This window comes from Pseudomonas sp. (genome assembly GCF_028293835.1).
Taxonomy (GTDB): domain Bacteria; phylum Pseudomonadota; class Gammaproteobacteria; order Pseudomonadales; family Pseudomonadaceae; genus Aquipseudomonas.
The window spans coordinates 36,297-57,034 of record NZ_JAQGNX010000183.1; the positions used below are offsets into that span (position 1 = coordinate 36,297).

The 20,738-nt window shown below is 57.0% G+C and carries 20 protein-coding genes; 13 read left to right on the top strand and 7 right to left on the bottom strand.

Going from position 1 to position 20,738, the window contains the following annotated elements:
• Positions 1-168 precede the first annotated feature (168 nt).
• Positions 169-918, bottom strand: coding sequence for a 3-oxoacyl-ACP reductase family protein (locus JWR17_RS25745; protein ID WP_299836117.1), 750 nt, complete (start codon positions 916-918; stop codon positions 169-171).
• Between the two features lie 134 nt (positions 919-1,052).
• On the opposite strand from JWR17_RS25745, the gene JWR17_RS25750 reads away from it, so the two are divergent.
• The 4 genes from JWR17_RS25750 (at position 1,053) to zapE (ending at position 5,471) form a co-directional block, all read left to right on the top strand.
• Complete coding sequence (locus JWR17_RS25750) at positions 1,053-1,976, top strand: LysR family transcriptional regulator (protein WP_299836119.1); 924 nt, start codon at positions 1,053-1,055, stop codon at positions 1,974-1,976.
• 14 nt (positions 1,977-1,990) lie between these two features.
• Positions 1,991-2,557, top strand: a complete 567-nt coding sequence (locus JWR17_RS25755) for a cysteine hydrolase family protein (RefSeq protein WP_299836121.1) — start codon at positions 1,991-1,993, stop codon at positions 2,555-2,557.
• Positions 2,558-2,831: 274 nt separating this feature from the next.
• Complete coding sequence (locus JWR17_RS25760; protein ID WP_299836123.1) at positions 2,832-4,277, top strand: SulP family inorganic anion transporter; 1,446 nt, start codon at positions 2,832-2,834, stop codon at positions 4,275-4,277.
• A gap of 63 nt (positions 4,278-4,340) precedes the next feature.
• Entirely contained in the window at positions 4,341-5,471 is a 1,131-nt protein-coding gene (zapE, locus tag JWR17_RS25765; protein WP_299836125.1) for a cell division protein ZapE, read from the top strand.
• Between the two features lie 115 nt (positions 5,472-5,586).
• Here zapE and rarD read toward each other — a convergent pair whose 3' ends face one another.
• Complete coding sequence (rarD, locus tag JWR17_RS25770) at positions 5,587-6,462, bottom strand: EamA family transporter RarD (protein ID WP_299836127.1); 876 nt, start codon at positions 6,460-6,462, stop codon at positions 5,587-5,589.
• 224 nt (positions 6,463-6,686) lie between these two features.
• On the opposite strand from rarD, the gene JWR17_RS25775 reads away from it, so the two are divergent.
• The 3 genes from JWR17_RS25775 to JWR17_RS25785 all read left to right on the top strand — a co-directional run bounded on the left by JWR17_RS25775 (position 6,687) and on the right by JWR17_RS25785 (position 9,151).
• Entirely contained in the window at positions 6,687-7,328 is a 642-nt protein-coding gene (locus tag JWR17_RS25775) for an HD domain-containing protein (protein ID WP_299836129.1), read from the top strand.
• A gap of 133 nt (positions 7,329-7,461) precedes the next feature.
• The gene (locus tag JWR17_RS25780; RefSeq protein ID WP_299836131.1) at positions 7,462-7,974 is read left to right on the top strand and encodes a helix-turn-helix domain-containing protein; all 513 of its coding nucleotides are present in this window, start codon (positions 7,462-7,464) and stop codon (positions 7,972-7,974) included.
• A 25-nt stretch (positions 7,975-7,999) separates the two neighbouring features.
• A complete protein-coding gene (locus tag JWR17_RS25785; RefSeq protein ID WP_299836133.1) occupies positions 8,000-9,151 on the top strand; it encodes an MFS transporter in 1,152 nt (383 codons plus the stop codon).
• Positions 9,152-9,242: 91 nt separating this feature from the next.
• Here JWR17_RS25785 and JWR17_RS25790 read toward each other — a convergent pair whose 3' ends face one another.
• Entirely contained in the window at positions 9,243-9,680 is a 438-nt protein-coding gene (locus JWR17_RS25790; RefSeq protein ID WP_299836135.1) for a carboxymuconolactone decarboxylase family protein, read from the bottom strand.
• Between the two features lie 211 nt (positions 9,681-9,891).
• Here JWR17_RS25790 and JWR17_RS25795 point away from each other — a divergent pair, with 211 nt between their 5' ends.
• The 5 genes from JWR17_RS25795 to JWR17_RS25815 all read left to right on the top strand — a co-directional run bounded on the left by JWR17_RS25795 (position 9,892) and on the right by JWR17_RS25815 (position 15,756).
• A complete protein-coding gene (locus JWR17_RS25795) occupies positions 9,892-10,767 on the top strand; it encodes an alpha/beta hydrolase (RefSeq protein ID WP_299836137.1) in 876 nt (291 codons plus the stop codon).
• A gap of 427 nt (positions 10,768-11,194) precedes the next feature.
• Positions 11,195-12,115, top strand: coding sequence for an alpha/beta hydrolase (locus JWR17_RS25800; RefSeq protein WP_299836139.1), 921 nt, complete (start codon positions 11,195-11,197; stop codon positions 12,113-12,115).
• A gap of 252 nt (positions 12,116-12,367) precedes the next feature.
• Positions 12,368-13,306, top strand: coding sequence for a ribokinase (gene rbsK, locus JWR17_RS25805; RefSeq protein WP_299836141.1), 939 nt, complete (start codon positions 12,368-12,370; stop codon positions 13,304-13,306).
• Positions 13,307-13,345: 39 nt separating this feature from the next.
• On the top strand, positions 13,346-14,677 hold the full coding sequence (gene fucP / locus JWR17_RS25810; RefSeq protein WP_299836143.1) for an L-fucose:H+ symporter permease: 1,332 nt from the start codon (positions 13,346-13,348) through the stop codon (positions 14,675-14,677).
• Positions 14,674-15,756, top strand: a complete 1,083-nt coding sequence (locus JWR17_RS25815; RefSeq protein ID WP_299836145.1) for an aldose 1-epimerase family protein — start codon at positions 14,674-14,676, stop codon at positions 15,754-15,756. The genes fucP and JWR17_RS25815 overlap by 4 nt, the downstream gene beginning before the upstream one ends.
• 161 nt (positions 15,757-15,917) lie before the next feature.
• Here JWR17_RS25815 and deoR read toward each other — a convergent pair whose 3' ends face one another.
• From deoR to JWR17_RS25835, 4 genes are all read right to left on the bottom strand, one after another.
• Positions 15,918-16,682, bottom strand: coding sequence for a DNA-binding transcriptional repressor DeoR (gene deoR / locus JWR17_RS25820; RefSeq protein ID WP_299836147.1), 765 nt, complete (start codon positions 16,680-16,682; stop codon positions 15,918-15,920).
• Between the two features lie 104 nt (positions 16,683-16,786).
• Positions 16,787-17,545, bottom strand: a complete 759-nt coding sequence (locus tag JWR17_RS25825) for a thioredoxin family protein (protein WP_299836175.1) — start codon at positions 17,543-17,545, stop codon at positions 16,787-16,789.
• 174 nt (positions 17,546-17,719) lie between these two features.
• Positions 17,720-18,682, bottom strand: a complete 963-nt coding sequence (locus JWR17_RS25830) for an alpha/beta hydrolase (RefSeq protein ID WP_299836149.1) — start codon at positions 18,680-18,682, stop codon at positions 17,720-17,722.
• 140 nt (positions 18,683-18,822) lie between these two features.
• Positions 18,823-19,692 carry a LysR substrate-binding domain-containing protein gene (locus tag JWR17_RS25835; RefSeq protein WP_299836151.1) on the bottom strand — a complete coding sequence of 290 codons (870 nt, stop codon included), beginning with the start codon at positions 19,690-19,692 and terminating at the stop codon, positions 18,823-18,825.
• 98 nt (positions 19,693-19,790) lie between these two features.
• Between JWR17_RS25835 and JWR17_RS25840 the strand changes: the two genes are divergently transcribed.
• Positions 19,791-20,732 (top strand): DMT family transporter, encoded by a 942-nt coding sequence (locus JWR17_RS25840; protein ID WP_299836153.1) that lies wholly within the window; start codon positions 19,791-19,793, stop codon positions 20,730-20,732.
• Positions 20,733-20,738 lie beyond the last annotated feature (6 nt).

Here is a 20,738-nt window from a genome sequence, read left to right on the forward strand (position 1 = left end):
GTCAAACCATTCGGTCTGTCGAGGCGCGCTAATGTAGTCGAAACCTTCGGCGAAGGCAAAAGTTTTTTTTAGAATTTTCATGTGGTTAAGCGGATAACACGCAGAGGCGACTCTGCCCCGGCGTAATTAAAGTCCGGGGCCAGGCCATTTGTTAGCTTAGCGCCGAGATCAAGCGCCGAAGCCGCCATCGATAGTCAAGCTCGCGCCAGTGATGTAGCCCGCTTCCGGGCCGGCAAGGTAGGTGACGAAGCTGGCGATTTCGTCTGCGGTGCCGTAGCGACCTACTGCCATTAGCGGGATCAATGACCCGGCGAAGTCACCGCTGGCTGGGTTCATGTCGGTATCGACCGGGCCGGGCTGAACGTTGTTGATGGTGATGCCCCGCGGGCCGAGGTCCCGCGCCAGGCCTTTGGTCAGACCGACCAGCGCAGACTTACTCATGGCATACGGGCCGCCACCGCCAAAGGGCATGCGGTCGGCGTTGGTGCTGCCGATGTTGATGATGCGTCCGCCTTCTTTCATATGGCGGGCGGCTTCTTGAGAGGCGATGAACACGCTACGCACGTTGATTGCCAGGGTTTTGTCGAAGTCTTCCAGGCTGAAGTCTTCTAACGGGGCGATAGCCAATATCCCGGCATTGTTAACCAGAATGTCCAGTTGGCCAAAGGTTTCGACGGTGGTAGCCACCGCGTGACGAATCGCATCGGCATCCGCGCTGTCGGCTTTTATGGCCAGTGCCTTGCCGCCTTGTGCGGTGATACTGTCCTGCAGTTCCTGGGCCTTGGCTTGCGAGGTGACGTAAGTGAAGGCGACGGCAGCGCCTTGTTCAGCCAAGCGTTTAACGATCGCTGCGCCGATGCCACGAGAGCCGCCTTGAACAAGCGCTACTTTATTGCTGAGAGTCGATTGAGCTGACATTTGATTCTCCGAGGAAGTAAGGATTGAAATTAAACAGTGTGCGTTGCGTGGTGCTCAGTATCTGCAGTTGATTGCTACCTGAGTAGCGGGTAATCGCTATAGTCTGTGTAAACCGAAAGTTTAGAGTGGCCGGCATGGATAACTTCAGCAGTATTGAATGTTTTGTCCGCAGCGCGGAGGTGGGCAGCTTTGCCGAAGCTGCGCGGCGTCTTAGTTTGACGCCGGCTGCCGTAGGAAAAAGTATCGCTAAGCTGGAGGGGCGCCTCGGCGTCAGATTGTTTCAGCGTAGTACTCGAAGCCTGACACTGACGGAAGCGGGGCAGCGATTTCTCGGTGAGGTCAGCGCCAGCCTGAACACCATCCAAAATGCCATGGCCAATTTGGCCAGTGCCGAAGGTCAGCCCACCGGCACGCTGAAGGTCAGCATGGGCACCGTGTTTGGACGCCTGTATATCGTGCCATTGCTGGGAGAGTTTCTTCGGCGGTTCCCTGCGATCACCCCGGACTGGCATTTCGATAATCGCCAGGTGGATCTGATTGGCCAGGGCTTTGACGCCGCCATCGGTGGCGGATTCGATCTGCCTCAGGGCGTAGTGGCGCGCAAAATCGCTCCAGCGCACCGGGTGCTGGTGGCATCGCCGGGGTATCTCGCTGCCCATCCGCCACTGCTTAATCCAGACGATTTACACGGCTGCGACGGAATACTGATCCGCTCGCCGCAGACGGGACGCGTGCGTTCCTGGCCCCTGACTAACCGTGCGCAACAGCATTGCCCATTGAACTTGAAAGTGCGTATGACCATGAGCGATTCAGAAGCTGCCTGCGCTGCGGCGGGCCAGAACTTAGGCGTCGCATTGGTGAGCATGCCGTTTGCCGCGCCGTATGTGCGGGATGGTTTGTTGTTGCGGGTGTTGCCCGAATGGTACGTCGACGACGGTAATATCTCGCTGTACTACAGCGAACATAAACTGTTGCCCGGAAAGACCCGTGCATTTGTAGACTTCGTGATCGAGCAATTCGCAAAACAGAAGCTGGCGAAACTGTTCAGCGCCATTTAGAGGACGAAGATTAAATGAAAATTCAGGCCAACGCGGCCCTGTTGCTGATTGATATGCAGAGCGGTATCAATCATCCGAAGTTGGGGCGGCGTAACAATCCCCATGCGGAATTTCAGATGGCGAGGCTGCTGGCTGCCTGGCGTGCGACTAAGCGGCCGGTTATTCATGTCCGGCATTTTTCTCGCTCGCCAGACTCGGTATTTTGGCCGGAACAATCCGGTGTCGATTATCAAGCGGACTTTATGCCCGTTGACGGTGAAGCTGAGTTGCGAAAGCATACCCCCGATGCGTTTTGCGCAAACCCATTGGAAAGTTGGCTGCGCATGGATTCGATTACCCAGCTAGTTATTGTGGGTGTGGTGACGAACAACTCCGTTGAGTCTACGGCCCGCAGTGGCGGTAATCTCGGGTTTGAAGTATTGGTTCCCCATGACGCCTGTTTTACCTTCGATCAGGCCGACTTTTTCGGTAACCCGCACACTGCCGAAGAAGTGCATGCCATGTCGCTGGGTAACCTGCACGGTGAATATGCGACGGTGGTATCGACGGTTGAAATTCTGGATGCGCTGATGCGCGGTTGAGGGTGTCATACAGAATATGTGTTTGCTGCGCGATAGCGCGGCGTCGGACTGCGTGATACGTCTGCAGAAGCGCCAGCATTTTGGGCGATTTCCTGCACAGTCAGGCCCATCTCAGTGGGTGGTTATGTGGCATTTGGCCAAGGCCATAACGGGTACACTTCGCCGTGATCACCGCAGCAGGCTGGCAGGGCTGCGTTCAATTCCGTAACATTCGCAACCCTGTTTTCCCGCTTTCGTGTCCTGGATTTGCGCAGGCCTACATTTTAGGTACGTCATGAAGTTTAAACGTCTGCGGGCCGATGCCCTGGCTGGACTCACTACCTCGTTCGCCTTGCTGCCTGAATGCATTGCTTTCGCCCTGGTCGCTCACCTCAACCCGCTGATGGGCCTGTATGGCGCGTTTATCATCTGCACCCTGACCGCGCTGTTTGGCGGGCGGCCGGGGATGATTTCCGGCGCCGCTGGGTCGATGGCCGTGGTAATCGTTGCGCTGGTGGTGCAGCAAGGCGTGCAATATTTACTCGCCACCGTGCTGCTGGGTGGGTTGGTCATGATCGCTTTCGGTCTGCTTAGGCTAGGCAAACTGGTGCGCATGGTGCCGCACTCGGTGATGCTGGGTTTCGTCAACGGCCTGGCAATCATCATCGCCTTGGCCCAGTTGGAGCAGTTTAAAAGCGAGGGCGCCTGGCTGAACGGTTCAGCGCTTTACGTGATGAGCGGGCTGGTGGCAGTGACCATGGCTGTCGTCTACCTGCTGCCACGTCTGACCTCTGCCGTACCGCCAGCACTGGTTGCGATCCTTGGCGTTGGTCTGGCCGTCTACCTGCTGGGCCTGCCGACTCGCACCCTGGGAGACATGGCGCACATCGCTGGCGGCTTGCCCGATTTTGCCTTGCCGCAGGTGCCCTGGACTCTCGACACCTTGCGCATCGTGGCTCCCTACGCGGTGTTGATGGCGTTGGTCGGCATTCTGGAAACCCTGCTGACGCTGAACCTGACCGATGAGATCACGGAGAGCCGTGGTTACCCGGACCGCGAGTGCGTGGCGCTGGGGGCGGCGAACATGGTTTCCGGTCTGTTCGGTGGCATGGGTGGCTGCGCCATGATCGGCCAGACGGTGATTAACCTAAGCTCCAGCGGCCGTGGTCGATTTTCCGGGGTGGTCGCCGGGGTGATGATTCTGCTGTTCGTGCTATTCCTTTCGCCACTGATCGAACACATCCCGCTGGCGGCGTTGGTCGGGGTGATGTTTGTGGTGTCGCAGCAAACCTTCGCCTGGGCATCGTTGCGGGTACTCAACAAAGTACCGTTGAACGACGTATTGGTCATCGTCGCGGTCACCGCCATCACCGTGTTCACTGACCTGGCCACTGCGGTACTGTGCGGAATCATCATTGCCGCGCTCAATTTTGCCTGGCAACAGGCCCGGGAGCTTTACGCGGACAGCCATTTGGAAGCTGACGGCAGCAAATTTTACTGCCTGCACGGCACGTTGTTTTTTGCCTCGACCACGCCGTTTCTCAATCAGTTCGATCCCGTAAACGACCCAGCCCATGTGACGCTGGACTGCCGCCATCTGAGTTTCGTCGACTACTCGGCGATCACTGCGCTAAAGACGTTGCGTGAACGTTACGACAACGCTGGCAAGCACTTGCGCGTGTTTCACCTGTCCGAACGCTGTAGACGACTGCTCAAACGCGCCGGTGTGCATCACGATTAAGGCGTGTTGAGTGTGAATACTGTATGTGATTATTGCGGACTGAACCTGCCGGTAACCTTTTAGATGAATGCTGCTTCTCCCCTGGACGCCTACCAACAGGCCATCGACCAGCAAGGTTTTACCCTCGACGCTGCACAGCTGAATGCCGCCCAGCGTTTGCAGGACTGTTTTCTGGCGCTGAAGGAAGGCAAGCGTCGGCTGCCGATTAAAGGTGTGTACCTATGGGGGCCGGTAGGCCGTGGCAAAACCTGGTTGATGGATCGCTTTTATGACAGTTTGACCGTGCCCGCTCGGCGCCAGCATTTTCATCACTTCATGCGCTGGGTTCACATGCGACTATTCCAGCTGACCGGCACCGCCAATCCCTTACAGGCGCTGGCTCGGGAGTTGAGTAAAGAAGTACGGGTGTTGTGTTTCGATGAGCTGTTTGTCACCGATATTGGCGACGCGATTATTCTCGGTAGTTTGCTGCAGGTGATGTTTAAGGAGGGCGTAGTGCTTGTGGCCACCTCCAACCAGCCGCCCGAGCAGCTGTACGCCAAGGGTCACAACCGTGAGCGATTCGAGCCGGCCATCGTCGCGATTAATCGTTATATGGCGGTGGTGGCAGTCGACGGCGGCGAAGATCATCGACTGCATCCCGGACAACTGCATCAGCGTTATTGGGTAACCCAGCCGGGCAAGCACAGTGCGTTGGGCAGTGTTTTTGAGCAACTGAGCACCGGCGAGCCTTGCTCTAGCGAGCCGGTAATATTCGGTCATCGCAGCGTCAACGCGATCCGCCACAACGATAACGTCCTGTGGTGTCGCTACAGCGATCTGTGCGAGCAGCCGCTGGCGGCGATGGACTTCATCGATTTGTGTGATCGCTTTTCAACGATTTTGCTCAGCGAAGTACCGGCGTTGAGCGCCAAACAGCGCGAAGGCAAAATTGCTCGCGGCACCGAAGACGCGGTGGAACAGGTGGTTGCCGGTGATCGAGAATTGCCGCAACTGTCGGTGCACGACGACGGCGTGCGGCGCTTCATCGCATTGGTCGACGAGTGCTACGACCGCCGAGTGCCGTTATATATCGAAGCGCAAGTACCGCTCGAAGCGTTGTACACCGAAGGGTACCTGGCCTTCGCGTTCCGCCGGACCTTGAGTCGATTGCAGGAGATGCAATTGGAACGGTTTGCGGTCCGCTCTCTGTAGAAAGGGGCTGCCACGTCTCTGACGCCGCGCTGCCGCGTAGCAAACACAAAACGTGTAGGATTATTTTTAAGTCACTAAGTTAGGCGTTGTTTGATAAGAGCCAACAAGACGGTCTTTACCGGCTTCGGCTTTTAAGCAAATGCTTGCTGCCCTCAAATACCAGCACCAGCACCGCGAGCCAGATCGGTAGATACGTCATCCATTCATCGCGACTGATGCTTTCACCCAGCAGCAAGGCCACGCCTACTAACAGCACGGGCTCGACGTAGCTCAGCAAGCCAAACAGGCTGAAGGGCAGCAGGCGGCTGGCGATGATGTAGCTGCACAATGCCGACGCGCTGATCATGCCCAGTATGGGAATCAGCCCGTATAAATGGGGATGGTGGGACAGGGCGCTGGGGTCGCCGTTGAGGATGAACCACAGGCTGACGGGAAGCATCAGCGCCATGTCGAACCATAAGCCGCCAAGGTTATCGGTGCCCAGCCTGCGCCGCAGGACGAAATAAATGGGATACCCCAAGGCCACCAGCAGCGTTTCCCAGGAAAAGCTGCCCACTCGGTACAACTCGTTGAGGACGCCCACTACTGCGCAAAACGCCGCGATTTTTTGCAGACGAGACAGGTGTTCGCCATAGGCCATTCGGCCGGTGATGATCATCGTCAGCGGCAGTAGAAAATAGCCCAACGAGACGTCCATGCTGCGACCATGCAACGGTGCCCACATGAATAACCAGAGCTGCACGCCGAGCAGAAACGACGAAAGCAGCATGCTGATCAGCAAGATGGGCGTTTGCCGCAAACGCTTTGCGATGTCACGGGCCAGGCGCCAATCGCCACTGGAAAGCATGAACAATGTCACGCAAGGCACCGTCAGCAGCATGCGCCAGCCGAAGATTTCTTCGCCGCTCAGGGGCTTGAGTAATGACGTAAAGAAATACATGACCGCGAACAGAATCGAGGCCAGAATCGACAGCACAATGCCTTTTGACACAACTTCCTCACGTCTTTTCAGTTCTTATTAGGGATGTGGTTTTCCCGCAACGCGCGGTCTTGGTCTGGGCGCAAGCGGCACACAGTCTAGCTGATCTCTCGTGGCAGGATACGGCGGACGTTTGGCAGAAAACGCAGTCTCGTGCCGATTGTGGCGAATTCTCTGACGGCAGAGACTTGTTTCAGCCGCGCCATCAAGGTGCGATAGCCTTGAGGAACGCTACCATGAGCAACACCATCGCCGGTATTGAAATCCCTGACAGTGCTCTGGCCAAGGCCACCACCGAATACATTCGGGATAACGAACCTGATTTGTTGTATCACCATTCTCGCCGGGTATTTCTGTTTGGCGCATTGAGCGGTGAGCGTAAAGGCCTGAAGTACGACGCCGAACAATTGTATGTCGGCGCCATGTTCCATGACCTGGGTCTGGTCGAAGGCCATCGCAGTGCAGATGAACGTTTTGAAGTCGACAGTGCCAACGCTGCCCGTGCGTTCATGAAGCCGTTTGGATTGTCGGAAGGCGATATGGAACAGGTCTGGTTGTCGATTGCCCTGCACACCACGCCGAACGTCGTTCACCATTTGCGTCCGAACGTGTCATTGGTGACTGCGGGTGTCGAGATGGACGTACTGGGTATTGAATACGCAGCGTTCCCCACCGTTCAGCGCGAAGCGGTGGTGCATGCGCACCCTCGTGGCGAGGGTTTCAAAGCGTGCATTCTGTGTGCATTCGCCGATGGCTTTAAAGACAAGCCCGACACTACATTCGGGACAGTGAACGCTGATGTACTGGTGGATGTCGATCCGACGTTCAAACCGATGAACTTCGTGGAAATCATCCGCAAGTCGCCCTGGGCAGCGTGATCTCGGTCTCGTAATATCGACGCTTTAATAGATAAAGCCTCTCGGGTATATTCATTTTCGAGTCGGACCGGTCAGTCGTTTGTAAGCGCTGATCCCTGTCTGCGAAAATGGAAAGCCAGAGAGGTGTCTTTAGATGGGTTGGGATGAAGTGGGATCGACCGTTTGCCCGGTTGCGAAGTCTCTGTCAGTCATTGGCGATCGCTGGACGCTTTTGATCATGAGAGAACTGAGTCTGGGTGTTCGTCGTTTCGACGATATCCAGGCTCAGTTGGGCGCTTCCTCGTACCTGCTATCGACCAGGCTCAAGCGTCTGGAGAAAGACGGGGTTATCGAGCGTCGTCTGTATAACGAAAAACCTCAACGCTACGAGTACCATGCCACCGCAAAGGGGCGGGCGCTGGACCCTATTCTGCTGATGCTACGCGCATGGGGCATGACTTATTGCGGGCATACGGATGATGAACCCGCAGTTACTCTGACGTATAAAGCCACGGGCGAAGTGGTCGACGAGAATTGGAAAATTCCTGAAACTGAATGGCCTTTCTCCCTGGATGTACTTGAGAGTGTAATGGGCGAAGCGTTCACGAAAGAGCGTGAAGAGAAGCGTCGACTGTTCCGTAAGTCCAAAAAAAACGAAGTGAACTAGCTTCTGACGTTTAGAAGGACGTTGCATGACTTCAATTAACATGGCTGCGTCGAATGTTTCTGCCCGCCGAGAGCAGCTTTCTACGCGCATCGCCTTTTTTATTGCCGGTTTCAGTATCGCGGCATGGGCGCCGTTGGTGCCCTATGCCAAGGCACGTGTCGGCTTGAATGACGGCACCCTTGGCCTGTTGCTGCTGGCCCTCGGGATTGGCTCGATTATCGCCATGCCGCTGGCGGGAATACTGGCCGGGCGTTTTGGCTGTCGGATTGTGTTAGTCGTTTCCAGTGTTGTGATCTGTCTGTGCCTGCCGTTATTGGCGACACTCTCTAGCTTGCCGCCACTGATTGCCGTTTTGTTTGTGTTCGGCGCAAGCATGGGGGCCTTGGATTGCACGGTGAATATTCAGGCGATTATCGTCGAGCGGGCCAGCGGCAAGACTATGATGTCGGGCTTCCATGGCTTGTTCAGCCTTGGCGGGATCATCGGAGCAGGCGTCGTCACCGGTATGCTCAGCGTCGGCGCTACACCGTTGATAGCGATGTGGGTGGTAGTGGCATTTATTGTCATAGCGCTACTAAAAGCCTCGCCGCATTTCTTGACCTCCGGTAGCGAAAGCAAGGGCCCAGCGTTTGCCATACCTCATGGCATCGTGCTGTTTATCGGGTTGCTGTGCATGACCGTCTTCTTGACCGAAGGCGCCATGCTGGACTGGAGTGCGGTGTACCTAAGCTCCATGCGCAGCGTTGATCCGGCGTATGCGGGCCTGGGTTATGCGCTGTTCGCCCTGACCATGACCATCGGCCGTCTGTTCGGTGATGCCATCGTACGCCGGGTCGGCACTAATCGAATAATTGTCCTCGGCGGCCTGTGCGCCTCGGTCGGATTGACCGTGGCTACCCTCATCCCGGCCTGGGAGGCAACGCTGCTGGGTTACGCGCTGGTGGGGGCGGGCTGCTCCAATATTGTGCCAGTGCTGTACAGCGCGGTCGGGCGGCAAACAGTCATGCCGGAAACCCTCGCTGTCCCGGCGATTACCACCTTGGGTTACGGCGGGATCCTCGCGGGTCCGGCGGCCATCGGCTTCGTCGCCCACGCCAGTAGCCTTGACCTGGCTTTTCTAAGCATTGCCGTGCTGCTACTGGGCGTGGCGGTGGGCGGCAAAATGCTTAAGGTATGAGCCAATACCCGCAGAGAACCCTGAGCAGCGTGTTGACGAAGGTCCTTGGCGTCGCCTGCGCCCATCGTGCCATCGGCAGGCGATAACGGCCTTACTCCGGGGTCATTGCGAAGCCAACACCGAAACGATTCCAGGCATTGATGGTGGCGATTGCCAGGGTCAGGTTAACGACTTCGGCTTCGCTGAAATGTTCCAGCAGGGTCTGGTACTGGTCCTGGGGTGCGTGCTGAATCGACAGCAGCGTCAGGCTTTCAACCCACGCCAGTGCGGCGCGTTCACGGGGCGTGAACAGCTTGGTTTCTTCCCAGACGCACAGGGTTTGCAAGCGCGCTTCAGTTTCACCGGCTTTGCGTGCATCGTTGGCGTGCATGTTTACGCAGTATGCGCAGCCATTGAGTTGCGAAGCCCGCAGGCGAACCAGTTCCAGCAGTGAACTTTCCAGTCCGCATTTACCCACGGCCTGTTCCATGCCCATCATTGCCTTGAACGCTTCCGGTGCTGCTTTGCCCCACTGAATTCGGCTGTTCATTGCGTTGTCTCCATCGTTATCGCCCAGTTTGGCGTGGGGTTACAGTAGCGTCCTCGGCAGTAAGTTCGAATAGCCAATTCCGGGTGAATCCTTGGGTCCAATTCGTAATTGCTTAAGCAAACACATTTCATGAACGAGGGCGCCACGTTTTACGCCTTGTCGTAAACGCTCAACACTTTAGGCTATCGTCAACAATCACAAGGAGCCTTCCATGTTTGCTGGATTCGAAAAGCATACGCGCCATGTCAACGGCGTAGAAATCGCCTACCGTATCGGTGGCTCAGGCCCGGGCCTGTTGCTGTTGCATGGTCATCCACAAACCCACGTCATCTGGCACAAAGTCGCGCAAACCCTGGCCAGACAGTTCACCGTGGTCGCCGCCGACCTGCGCGGCTATGGCGACAGCAGTAAGCCGTTGGCAGACGCCGAACATAGCCTGTACTCCAAGCGCGAGATGGGTCGCGACAACGTAGCGTTGATGCACGAGCTGGGCTTTTCGAATTTTTCGGTATTGGCCCATGACCGAGGCGCGCGAGTGGCCCACAGATTGGCCCTGGATCATCCACAGAGCGTAAACCGTATGGTGCTGCTGGACATCGCGCCAACCTTGTCCATGTACAGCCAAACCACCGAAGCCTTCGCCCGCGCTTATTGGCATTGGTTTTTCCTGATTCGCCCGGCGCCGCTGCCGGAAACATTGATCGAGGCCAATCCCGAACAGTTCTTGCGCAGCGTCATGGGCAGCCGTAGCGCAGGCATGGCGCCGTTTACCGACGAAGCCTTCAGCGAATACCTGCGCTGCCTGACACTGCCAGGAACCGCCCGCGGGATCTGCGAAGACTACCGCGCCAGCGCCAGTATCGATCTTGAGTACGACCGTGCCGATATCGCCGCGGGCAATCAGCTGCAACTGCCGTTGATGGTGCTGTGGGGAACGGAGGGGATCGTCGGTCGCTGCTTCGACCCGCTCAAAGAATGGCGGCAGGTGGCCACCAACGTGCGGGGTAAAGCCATAGCCGCCGGACATTACATCCCTGAAGAGGCGCCAGAATTGCTGTTGGCTGAGGTGCTGCCGTTTCTGAGTTGAGTATCCCAATCGGCACTTACTTGCAGTGTACAAGGGCGTTTGCCCGCGATCGGCTGCCCAGCAGTCGTGAACCAGCGTGCTCGGTTTCGCAATGAAATCGAGTTCGGGCGTTTGGGACCGCTTCGCAGTCCATCGCGGGCAAGCGCTCCTACCGAGATCTGGGCAAGGCTTCGAATCTGTCGTTATTTGTGCTTCTTGACCTTGGTGGTGCGGAGGAAATCAAGGTAGAAATTAACCGCACCTAGCACTGCAATGGCGAACAAGGCAAACATACCGATTTGACTGTTGCTCATGGCGTCCTCCGGATGGATCTGAAAGCGATTGATAATAATTAATCCAAATCGCCGGAGAAGGGAATGGGCTTTACCCGAGCTTTACAGATCCGCCCTTAACTTTACGACAACGGGACCAATAGGGGGCTGCAACGATGTCTATACCAAGCATTCAGTACATTCGGACTTCTACGCTTGAGGTGGGTTATGAGTCTTACGGAGACCTGGCAGGCAAGCATGCAGCAGTCGCCATCCTGCTCCATGGCTTTCCTTACGACCCTCGGAGCTATGTAGAGCTTGCTCCGCTGTTAGCCGCACAGGGTTATCGCGTCATCGTGCCGTACCTCCGTGGGTATGGACCGACCCGTTTTCTATCAACCGAAACCCCGCGATCAGGCCAGCAAGCTGCGTTGGGTAACGACCTCCTGGAACTGATGGATGCACTCGGTATCGCCAGGGCCACCTTGGTGGGATACGACTGGGGAGGCCGCGCGGCGTGTATTGTCGCGGCCCTTTGGCCGTCCAGGGTAAACGCTTTGGTCACCGGTAATGGCTACAACATTCAGGACATTCCCGGTTCCGCCCAGCCCAAAAGCCCCCAGGCCGAATACCGTCATTGGTATCAGTATTACTTCCATACCCCCCGTGGACGAGCAGGCCTTGAGGCCAACCGCAAAGCGTTCTGCCGGTTGTTATGGGAGCTGTGGTCGCCTTCCTGGGCGTTCTCCGACGCCACCTACGAACAGACCGCCCAATCGTTCGAGAGCCCAGACTTTGTCGATGTCGTCATCCAGTCGTATCAGCACCGTTACGGCTATGCGGCGGGCGATCCGGCCCTTGAATCCATGGAGAAAATGCTGGCTGCCCAGCCGGTCATTGACGTTCCGACTGTTTCGTTCTGGGGGCTCAATGACGGAGTCAGCGTGGCGCCGGAGATTGACGACGATGCCGTGCATTTTTCCAGCTTCTACGAAAGACGGCTGTTGACCGGGATAGGCCATAACATCCCTCAAGAAGCGCCCCATGACGTTTTGAACGCCGTGCTCGACCTTGCGGCATATTCTCTAAAGTCCTGAGCCATCCCCGGATTCTGTAGGAATTGCCGAAGGCTGCGATAGGTCCGGAAAGATCGCAGCCTTCGGCCGCTCTTACAGTTGATTCTCCGTTCGACCCATACCCTTCACGCCCGTCTAGCGGCAATCCGCCATCAGCCGCTGGTGGGTAAATCTAAAAAAAGATTGGATAATCACAAAATATGTTATTAAAGTAACAAAAAACAACAATGCATCGAGCGGTTAGTCCTCGGTGCAGATGAGGTCACCAGAACAATGAGTAAGATCGCGGTTATCGGCAGCAACATGGTGGACTTAATCACCTACATCGACCGAATGCCTCGTCAGGGCGAGACCCTCGAAGCGCCTGGTTTTGCCATGGGCTGCGGCGGCAAGGGGGCCAATCAGGCAGTCGCGGCCGCCAAGTTGGGCGCAGAAGTCGTCATGGTGAGCAAGGTTGGCGACGACGTGTTTGCTAACAACACGTTGGCCAATTTTCAGTTGTTTGGCATTGACACCCAGCACGTGACCCGCGTTCCGGGGGTTTCCAGCGGCGTTGCGCCGATCTTCGTCAGAAACGACTCTCACAACAGCATCCTGATCATCAAAGGCGCCAATGCGCATCTGAAGCCTGCTGATATCGACGCCGCAGACGCCGCGCTGCGTGACTGCGCATTGATTGTCGTGCAGTTGGAGATCGAGCTGGAAACGGTCTACCACGCCATCGAGTTTGGCAAACTGCACGGCATCCCGGTACTGCTCAATCCAGCGCCTGCCTTGGCCGGGCTGAGCCGTAGGCACCTGGCACAGCTCGACTTTCTGATCCCTAACGAAACCGAACTGGCGTTGATCAGCGGTCAGCAGGTGACCTCGCCGGAGTCAGCCTTAAGCGCCGCGCGGCGATTGGTGGAGGATGGCATCCGCCACGTCATCGTGACCTTGGGCGAGAAGGGCGCATTGTACGTTGGCGAGGAAGGTGAATTCCGCGTCAACGGCCAGATCGTGGCCGCGCTGGACACTACCGGTGCTGGCGACGCATTCATTGGTTGCTTTGCTCATCACTGGACCCAAACCCGCGACATCAAACACGCCATGACCCTTGCCGTGGCCTATTCCGCCTGCTCGGTCACCGGGCTCGGCACCCAGACTTCCTACCCTGACACGCTGAAGTTTGCTGAGTTTGTGCAAAACCACGTTCTGGAGCACCAGGCTTGACCTGCTTGTTTCAATCCATGCATTTCACGGAGAACAATAATGACTAAGCCTGCGCTCCAACAAACGCCGGACGGGTTCTACCTGAACCGAACGCCCTGGTTTGCCTTCCTGCTGCTGTGCAGTATTTTCGCCCTGTGGGCGGCGGCTGCCAGCATGAACGACGTGCTGATCGCACAGTTCAAAAAAGCTTTTCTGCTCAGCGATTTCCAGACCGCTTTCGTCCAGTCGGCGTTCTATCTGGGTTATTTCTTTGTCGCGATTCCAGCAGCGATGGTGGTACGGCGCTTCAGCTACAAAACCACCATCCTCGTCGGTCTGCTGCTGTACATGTTCGGCTGTCTGCTGTTCTTCCCCGCAGCATCCACCGCCAAATACGGCATGTTTTTGTTGGCGCTGTTTGTGATCGCGGCGGGCTTGTCGTTCCTTGAGACAGCCTGTAACACCTATTCCACCTTGATGGGGCCACGGGAAACCGGTACTCGCCGGTTGAACATTTCCCAGACCTTTCACCCCTTCGGCGCCATGGCCGGGGTGTACGTCGGCAGCTTTGTGATGTTCAAGGAGAATGACGCCAGTCATGCGCAACTCTTGCAAATGAGCGCGTCGGATGCGGCGGTCCAGCAGTTGCAGATGATTCAGTCGACCTTGCTGCCGTACAAATGGATGATCGCGGTGTTGGTGCTGATGTTCATTCTGGTGGCCATCACCAAATTCCCGGCCTGTAAGGGCATCATCAAAGCCAGGGTAACGCAAAGCAGCGTCGGTGACAGCCTGTCGCGCCTGCGCCGTAATCCTCGGTTCCTGTTTGGCGTATTGGCGCAGTTTCTGTACGTTGGCGCGCAGGTCGGTGTGTGGAGTTTCACCATCCGTTTAGCAATGCAGATGGGCGGGATGAACGAGCGCAGCGCTTCGTGGTTCTTGCTGACCACCTTTGCCGCCTACTTTGTCGGCAAGGTGATTGCCAACCTGCTGATGCGCAAAATGCATCCGGCCAAAGTCTTGGCGTTGTATGGGGTGCTGTGTATTGCGCTACTGGCCTATACGATTTTGGTGCCAAATATCTCTGCGGTGTACGCCGCAGTGGGCGTCAGCATTTTCCTCGGTCCGTGCTGGCCAACCATTTATGGTTTGGCCATTGATGGCTTGGGTGAAGACACCAGCGTTGGCGGATCGCTACTGGTGATGAGCATCGTCGGCGGCGGGGTGATTCCAATCTTCCAGGGGCTGTTGTCCGATTACACGGGCGGCAACATGCAACTGGCCTACAGCGTGCCGTTGGCATGCTTCCTGGTCATCGTCGGCTATGCCATGCACTGCTTGCGTCAATCCAGCGACCAGCGCGTGCCGGTGGCTGCGGTGGCGGTCTCATGACGACCGACTCAGTAAAAAATACGACCATTGCGCTGTTTCCGCAGCTGTTTGCAGCGGCCGAAAAGACCTTGCTGACATCGGCTGATTTCACGGTAACAGCCTGGACCTATCCGTCCGGCGTATTGGCTTTGGCGCTGGAAAACAGCCGTGGACGCGTCGTAGTGTTGCCTTATCAGGGACAAATGGTCTGGTCGGCGGTGTTCGACGGTTGTGATCTGACCATGCGCAACATGTTCAGCCAGCCGCGGCCCAGCCCGACGGTGATCGGCACCTATGGCTGTTTTATGTTTCACAGTGGGCTGCTGCGAAATGGCTGTCCTGGTCCGGAAGACAGCCATCCGCTGCACGGCGAGATGCCCTGCGCGCCCATGGACAGCGCCTGGCTGGAAATTGGTGAGGATGCCTCGGGCGCTTTCCTGCGGCTCGGTGGCGATTACGAATACGTGCAGGGTTTTGGCGATCATTATCGCGCCCGTCCCAGTGTGACCTTGCGTGCGAATTCGGCATTGTTCGATATCGCCATGCAGGTGACCAATCTGGCCGGCGTGCCCATGGACTTGATGTACATGGCGCACATGAATTACGCCTACGTCGAAGGCGGGCGTTTCGTCGAGCCGCTGGGCATCGAACAAACCCGAGTGCGCAGCAGCGTACCGGCGCATGTTCGGCCGACACCGGCATGGACGCGTTATATGGCGCAATTGACCGAAGCGCCATCGCGCTTGCAGGTTCTGGATACGCCTGAGTTGTACGACCCGGAAATCGTCTGTTTCTTCGACGGCGTCCGCGCGGACAGCCAAGGCAATGCGCATTTCCTGTTGAAACATCCCCACGGAGCAGCCTTTTACACGCGCTTTAAGCCTGAGCAGTTCGAACACGCCGCACGCTGGATTCTGCACAACAGCGATCAGCAAGTGGCAGCGTTCATACTGCCGGCGACGTGCGAGCCCGAGGGTTATCAAGCCGAATCCGCCAAGGGCAACGTACGTTCGTTGGCGGCAGGGGAGAGTGCCCGGTTCAGCGTGACTACCGGGTATTTGACCGGGGTTGAACTGCAACGGCTTGAGCAGGGGTTCTGATACACGGAGTCTCGACTGTGTTGCCAACCTTTTGTAGGAGCTGCCGAAGGCTGCGATAACGTCGGAACGACTTTCACCGGAATAACGAAAGCGACCGGTGCCCGGTCGATCGCAGCCTTCGGCAGCTCCTACGGAAAATTCCGGGCGAAATCATTTAGCAATCACACCACTAACTGCTTACCTTGGGCGCTCACAAGGTCGCGGTAAAGTGAGGGGATTTTCTTGTCACTGATGACGTAATGGAAATCCCCCAGCGAGGCGAAGTGTGCGGTGCGTACGGCATCGAACTTGGAGTGATCCACGAGCAAAATGGATTGCTGCGCCTGACGTAATACCTTCTGTTTAACTTCAACTTCGTTGAGGTTAAAACACGTCACACCGAACTCCTGACTGACCCCGGCGGCGGACAGGAACGCCCATGTCAGCCGCACGCCGTCGAGGATGCCGGTTTCTGCATGGCTCTCGAATACCTGGTTTTTGCGGTGAAAGGTGCCGCCGCAAAGCACGATGTTGCAGTTAGGTTTTTGCTGGAGTTTGAGCAGCACGTTCAGGGAATTGCACACTGCGGTGAATTCCAGCTCCTCAGGAATAAAATCCACCACAAACGGAATGGTGGTACCACAGTCAAAAAATACCGTGTCCCCCGGCTGGATGAACGCCGCCCCCAGTTTGCCGATCCGGCGTTTTTCTTCGACGTGCCGGGCATCTTGTTCGGTGACCCGATAATCACTGGCTTCGTTAGCGTCAAACACCCGTGTGATGTGTCCGCCCAGCAGGCGAAATTCGTCGGTGTGGCGATTCAGGTCACGGCGCAACGTCATCTCTGATACGCCCAGCAAGGCCGCCATTTCGCGTAAGTGAATGGCTTTCTGGTCTTGCAGCGCCTGCTGAATCAGCTTAATGCGGTCGGATTTTTTGGTTTCCACGGATGTACCGGCAAAGAATTAAGATGTCATTAGTACAACACGCTTTGTGAGTGCCTGTGACATTTTTGCTTTGCCGGCGTTTTTGACCCGCTCGCGGTTTCGGGTTATTGACGTTCCGGCGTCTGATTACCGTTATTCGAAGACGCTTTGATCGGCGAATCTTCGTAGCGATCGTGATGCCGGACCCATTCCATAATGACGTTCTCATTACGGCCCTTTGGCGTGAGGTCCAGGAAGTTATTGGTGCCCACCAACAGATCCAGCCCGCGGGCATACGTCGAATACGTGTGAAAAATCTCACCCGCTTCGTTCCTGTAGAACACGCTCAAGCCAGGCATTTCCTCGCCTGCATCCTTGCTCGGTTCGTAGTTGTAAGTGACCTTGCCTGCCTTGATCTGCTCAGGCTTCGCCGAGACTTTGAAATCATAATTAAAGTCGCTGCTCACTGACGATACCCATTGGAAATCCCAGCCCATGCGCCGTTTGAATGCTTGAAAGTCGGCGAAAGGTGCATGGGAAACGGCAACCACCGAAACGTCGTGATGGGCCAGATGCAGGTCGGCACCGTCGATGTGGTCGCTAAGGAATGAGCAGCCGGGGCAACCTTCCTTCCAGCCAGCGCCGAACATGAAGTGATAGATCACTAGCTGGCTATTGCGACCGAATAAATCGGCGAGGGTTTGCGGGCCATCCGGGCCTTCGAAGCGATAGGCCTTGTCCACCTTGACCCACGGCAGGGCCCGGCGCTCGGCGCTGATCCGGTCGCGCTGGTGATCAAGGTCTTTTTCATGCTGAAGAAGCTGTTTGCGTGCTGCCAGCCATTGTTCTTGGGAAACAATCTCGTGCTGTTCCAGCGATAGCATGTTCATGGGGCCGTTCTCCCGTGGGTTCGATGTGATGAAACTCAACCCATAGTCGTTTGAACGGCACGCGAATCGACAGCGTTGTGCAACAGCAGCAAAGTGCCGACGACTGGACGCGGTACATCAGACAGACCGCGCCGCTTGCGTCGAAAGAATTCGCGCCCACTCGCTTTGTCAGCCAGAAACGCTGCTCTCTGCCGGCTGCGCCGGTCTGGCCGCCGGGATAACGGCGTGGACCGCGGTATTGTCTGACTTCAACAGCGCCTTGATTGCCTGGCTATAGGCATCGCGCCCCAGACTCATGCTGTTGTTGTGGGTGCCACCGGGAACCAGCAGCAAGTTTTTCGGCTCCTGTGCGGCCTGGTACAACTCCTCGCTAAAGCGCGACGGCACAAACGGGTCGGCGGTGCCGTGGACAATCAGCACCGGCATATGGATATCGGCGATCTTGTCGATTGAGTCGAATTTTTGTGACAGCAGCCAGCGTACCGGCAATGAAGTTTTGGCCACTGCGGTGGCCACGTCGGCCAGGGAAGTAAAAGTGGATTCGATAATCAATCCCCGCGCCTGCTTGCCGCTACCATCGCTTTTCATGTCATGGCCCAATTCCGCTGCCAGATCGATCGCCACTGCGCCGCCCAGTGAATGGCCGTAGATCAGGCGTTTATTAGCGTCTGGCTGCAATATTTTCAGGCGCGCCCACGCAATGCGCGCATCTTCATAAACGGTACTTTCTGATGGCAACGCGCCTTGGCTCTGGCCAAACCCACGGTAGTCGATGGCCAATATCGAGAAGCCCATGGCGTGCAATTGTTCAATGCGGAACAGTTGGCCGGTCAGGTTCCAGCGCGTCCCATGCAGATACAGGATGGACGGCGCGTCGGCCTGGGCTGCGGGCCACCACCAGGCATGAATGTTTTGTGAGGTGCCGAAGGCCGGGGTCTTGAGTTCAAGCTCCTGAACCTCTGCCGGCAAGCCGTGGTACCAACTGGCGGTGCCAGGCTCAATCTGAAACAACAGTTTACGTTCTTCATGCTTGAGTAACGCACAGCTCACCGGTAGGCCGACGATCAGCAGCGCCATGAGTAGCCAGATCAAGCGGCGGGCCTTGAGGCGCGAAAGGAATGAAGTCGGCATTTCAGCTCTCCGCGCGGCGGTCGGTCGGTCAATGGAGTGATCAGCAGGGTGGTCATGCCAGGCGGACTCCGCAGGTTTCACGCCAGTGTAAATGAGTTGCAGGCATTAATGTTTTGTTCCTCCCGGTCTGTCTGAGTTCTTTACAGTCGAAAATTATCGCTAATCAGCTGAGTCATCACTTCAGCGGCGGCACTCGCCGAACCCGGCGCCTTCATCAGTTTCAATTCGTGCAGTGGCAGCTCCGGGAAGCCATCTTCACTGGCCAGCTCGCGCATGTCATTGCCAAGACGAGCGCGGTCAATGATACCGACGGCCAGCCCGGCACTGATGGTCATTTCCAGCGCCATGACCCCCGCACTCATGACCACCGTGCGCCATCGCCTTTGGGATTGTGCCAGGGCGTCAATGGCTACTGCGCGATAAGGGCAGCCTCTACCGTGCAGCGCCAGAGGAACGGGGCGGGTACTGTCCACCCGGTATTGATGGGCAGCGACCCATATCGGCTGGGTAGTACCGAACGTTCGCGCAGATTGGTCGTTGGGCGAGGCCATGCCCATGGCCTCGACGACCAGCGCCAGATCCAGTTGGCCTCGGGTCAAGCGTGTCCGCAAACGCCCGCTGGAGCCTGTCTCGATCTCTAATTCGATGTGCGGAAAATGCGTGGTCAGTGATGGCAATGTGCACTGCAGCAAGGCGCCAGCATACTCCTCGGAAATGCCCAGGCGAACGCGACCGCTGGCCGCCGGGTTGCTGAAGCTGTCCAGCACCTGGTCATGCATCCTTAACAGCTCCGCAGTATGCAACGCGAAACGGCGCCCCAGAGGGGTCAGGATCACGGCCTGATTATCCCGCTCGAACAACCGCCCACCCGCCACGGATTCCAGGCGCCGCACGTGCAGACTCACCGCCGACGGGCTGCGGTTGAGAAACGTCGACGCTGCCAGAAATTGGCCGAACCGGACAATGGCATGGAAGGTACGTAAAAGATCGATGTCCAGGGTGCTGGCCATGGTTGAGTAATCCTGCATCACTGCTGCTAATCGTATCGTTTGATTGCATTGCTGTTTCATTCATACCCTGTTGCAGACGCCATGCAAAGGTATTGATCATGACCCTCCGACAAACCGCTCCCTTGGTAACGCCCTGCGCTCGGCGTCAATCGATCAATCTTATGCGGTTTACCCCAGGGTTGTTCCTGGCAGCGATGGTGCTCAGTTGGAGCTCGGGTTTTATTGGCTACCGCTACGTGGCTGAGCAAGGCGGGGTGTTTTTGGCGACCTTCTGGCGCTTCGTGCTGGCCGCACTCGTGCTGCTGCCGTTTGTAATGGGCGGATTACGCCGGCTGGATTGGCGAGAAGGGGTGCGCCAGGGGCTGACGGGCTTGTTCGCGATTGCCGGTTATCTCGCGCCCATCGCCAAAGCGATTGAATGCGGAGTGGCACCGGGCATGACTGCCTTGATTGCCAACCTGTTGCCATTGCTGATTGTGCTGATGGCCGCCTTTTACCCGGGGCAACGCACCCGCGGCTGGCAATGGTTCGGGCTGAGTACCTGCGTGTTGGGGATGATTATTGCTAGCGGCTCGGGTATTGAACTCGGTAGCGCTCCGGGCTGGGCCTATAGCTTGCCGCTATTGGGCGTGCTGTCGTTGGCCGCCGCGACCCATTACCAGAAACAACGCCCGAGCCAAATGCCGCGACTGCTGGCGTTGTTCATTCAGGTGTGTGCCTCATTGCCGGTGTTTGCGCTGTTGGCACTGTACGAAGGCAGCCTGCGACCGATCGCTACCGTCAGCTTCGGTGTGGGTGTCGGGTGGCTGGTCATACTGTCGACACTGGGAGGCTATGGATTTTATTGGCTGTGTTTACAGCGCTACAGCTTGCAACGCGTCAGCAGCGCACTGTTTCTGACTCCGCCCGCGACCATGCTCTGGGCCCGCCTGCAATTCGGCGATGCATTGACAGCCATAAGCGTGGCGGGCATTGGCCTGACCTTGCTGGGGCTATGGGTTTTTAATCGAAGAGGTTCTGCGGCTGACCCACCTCTGTAGGATTTG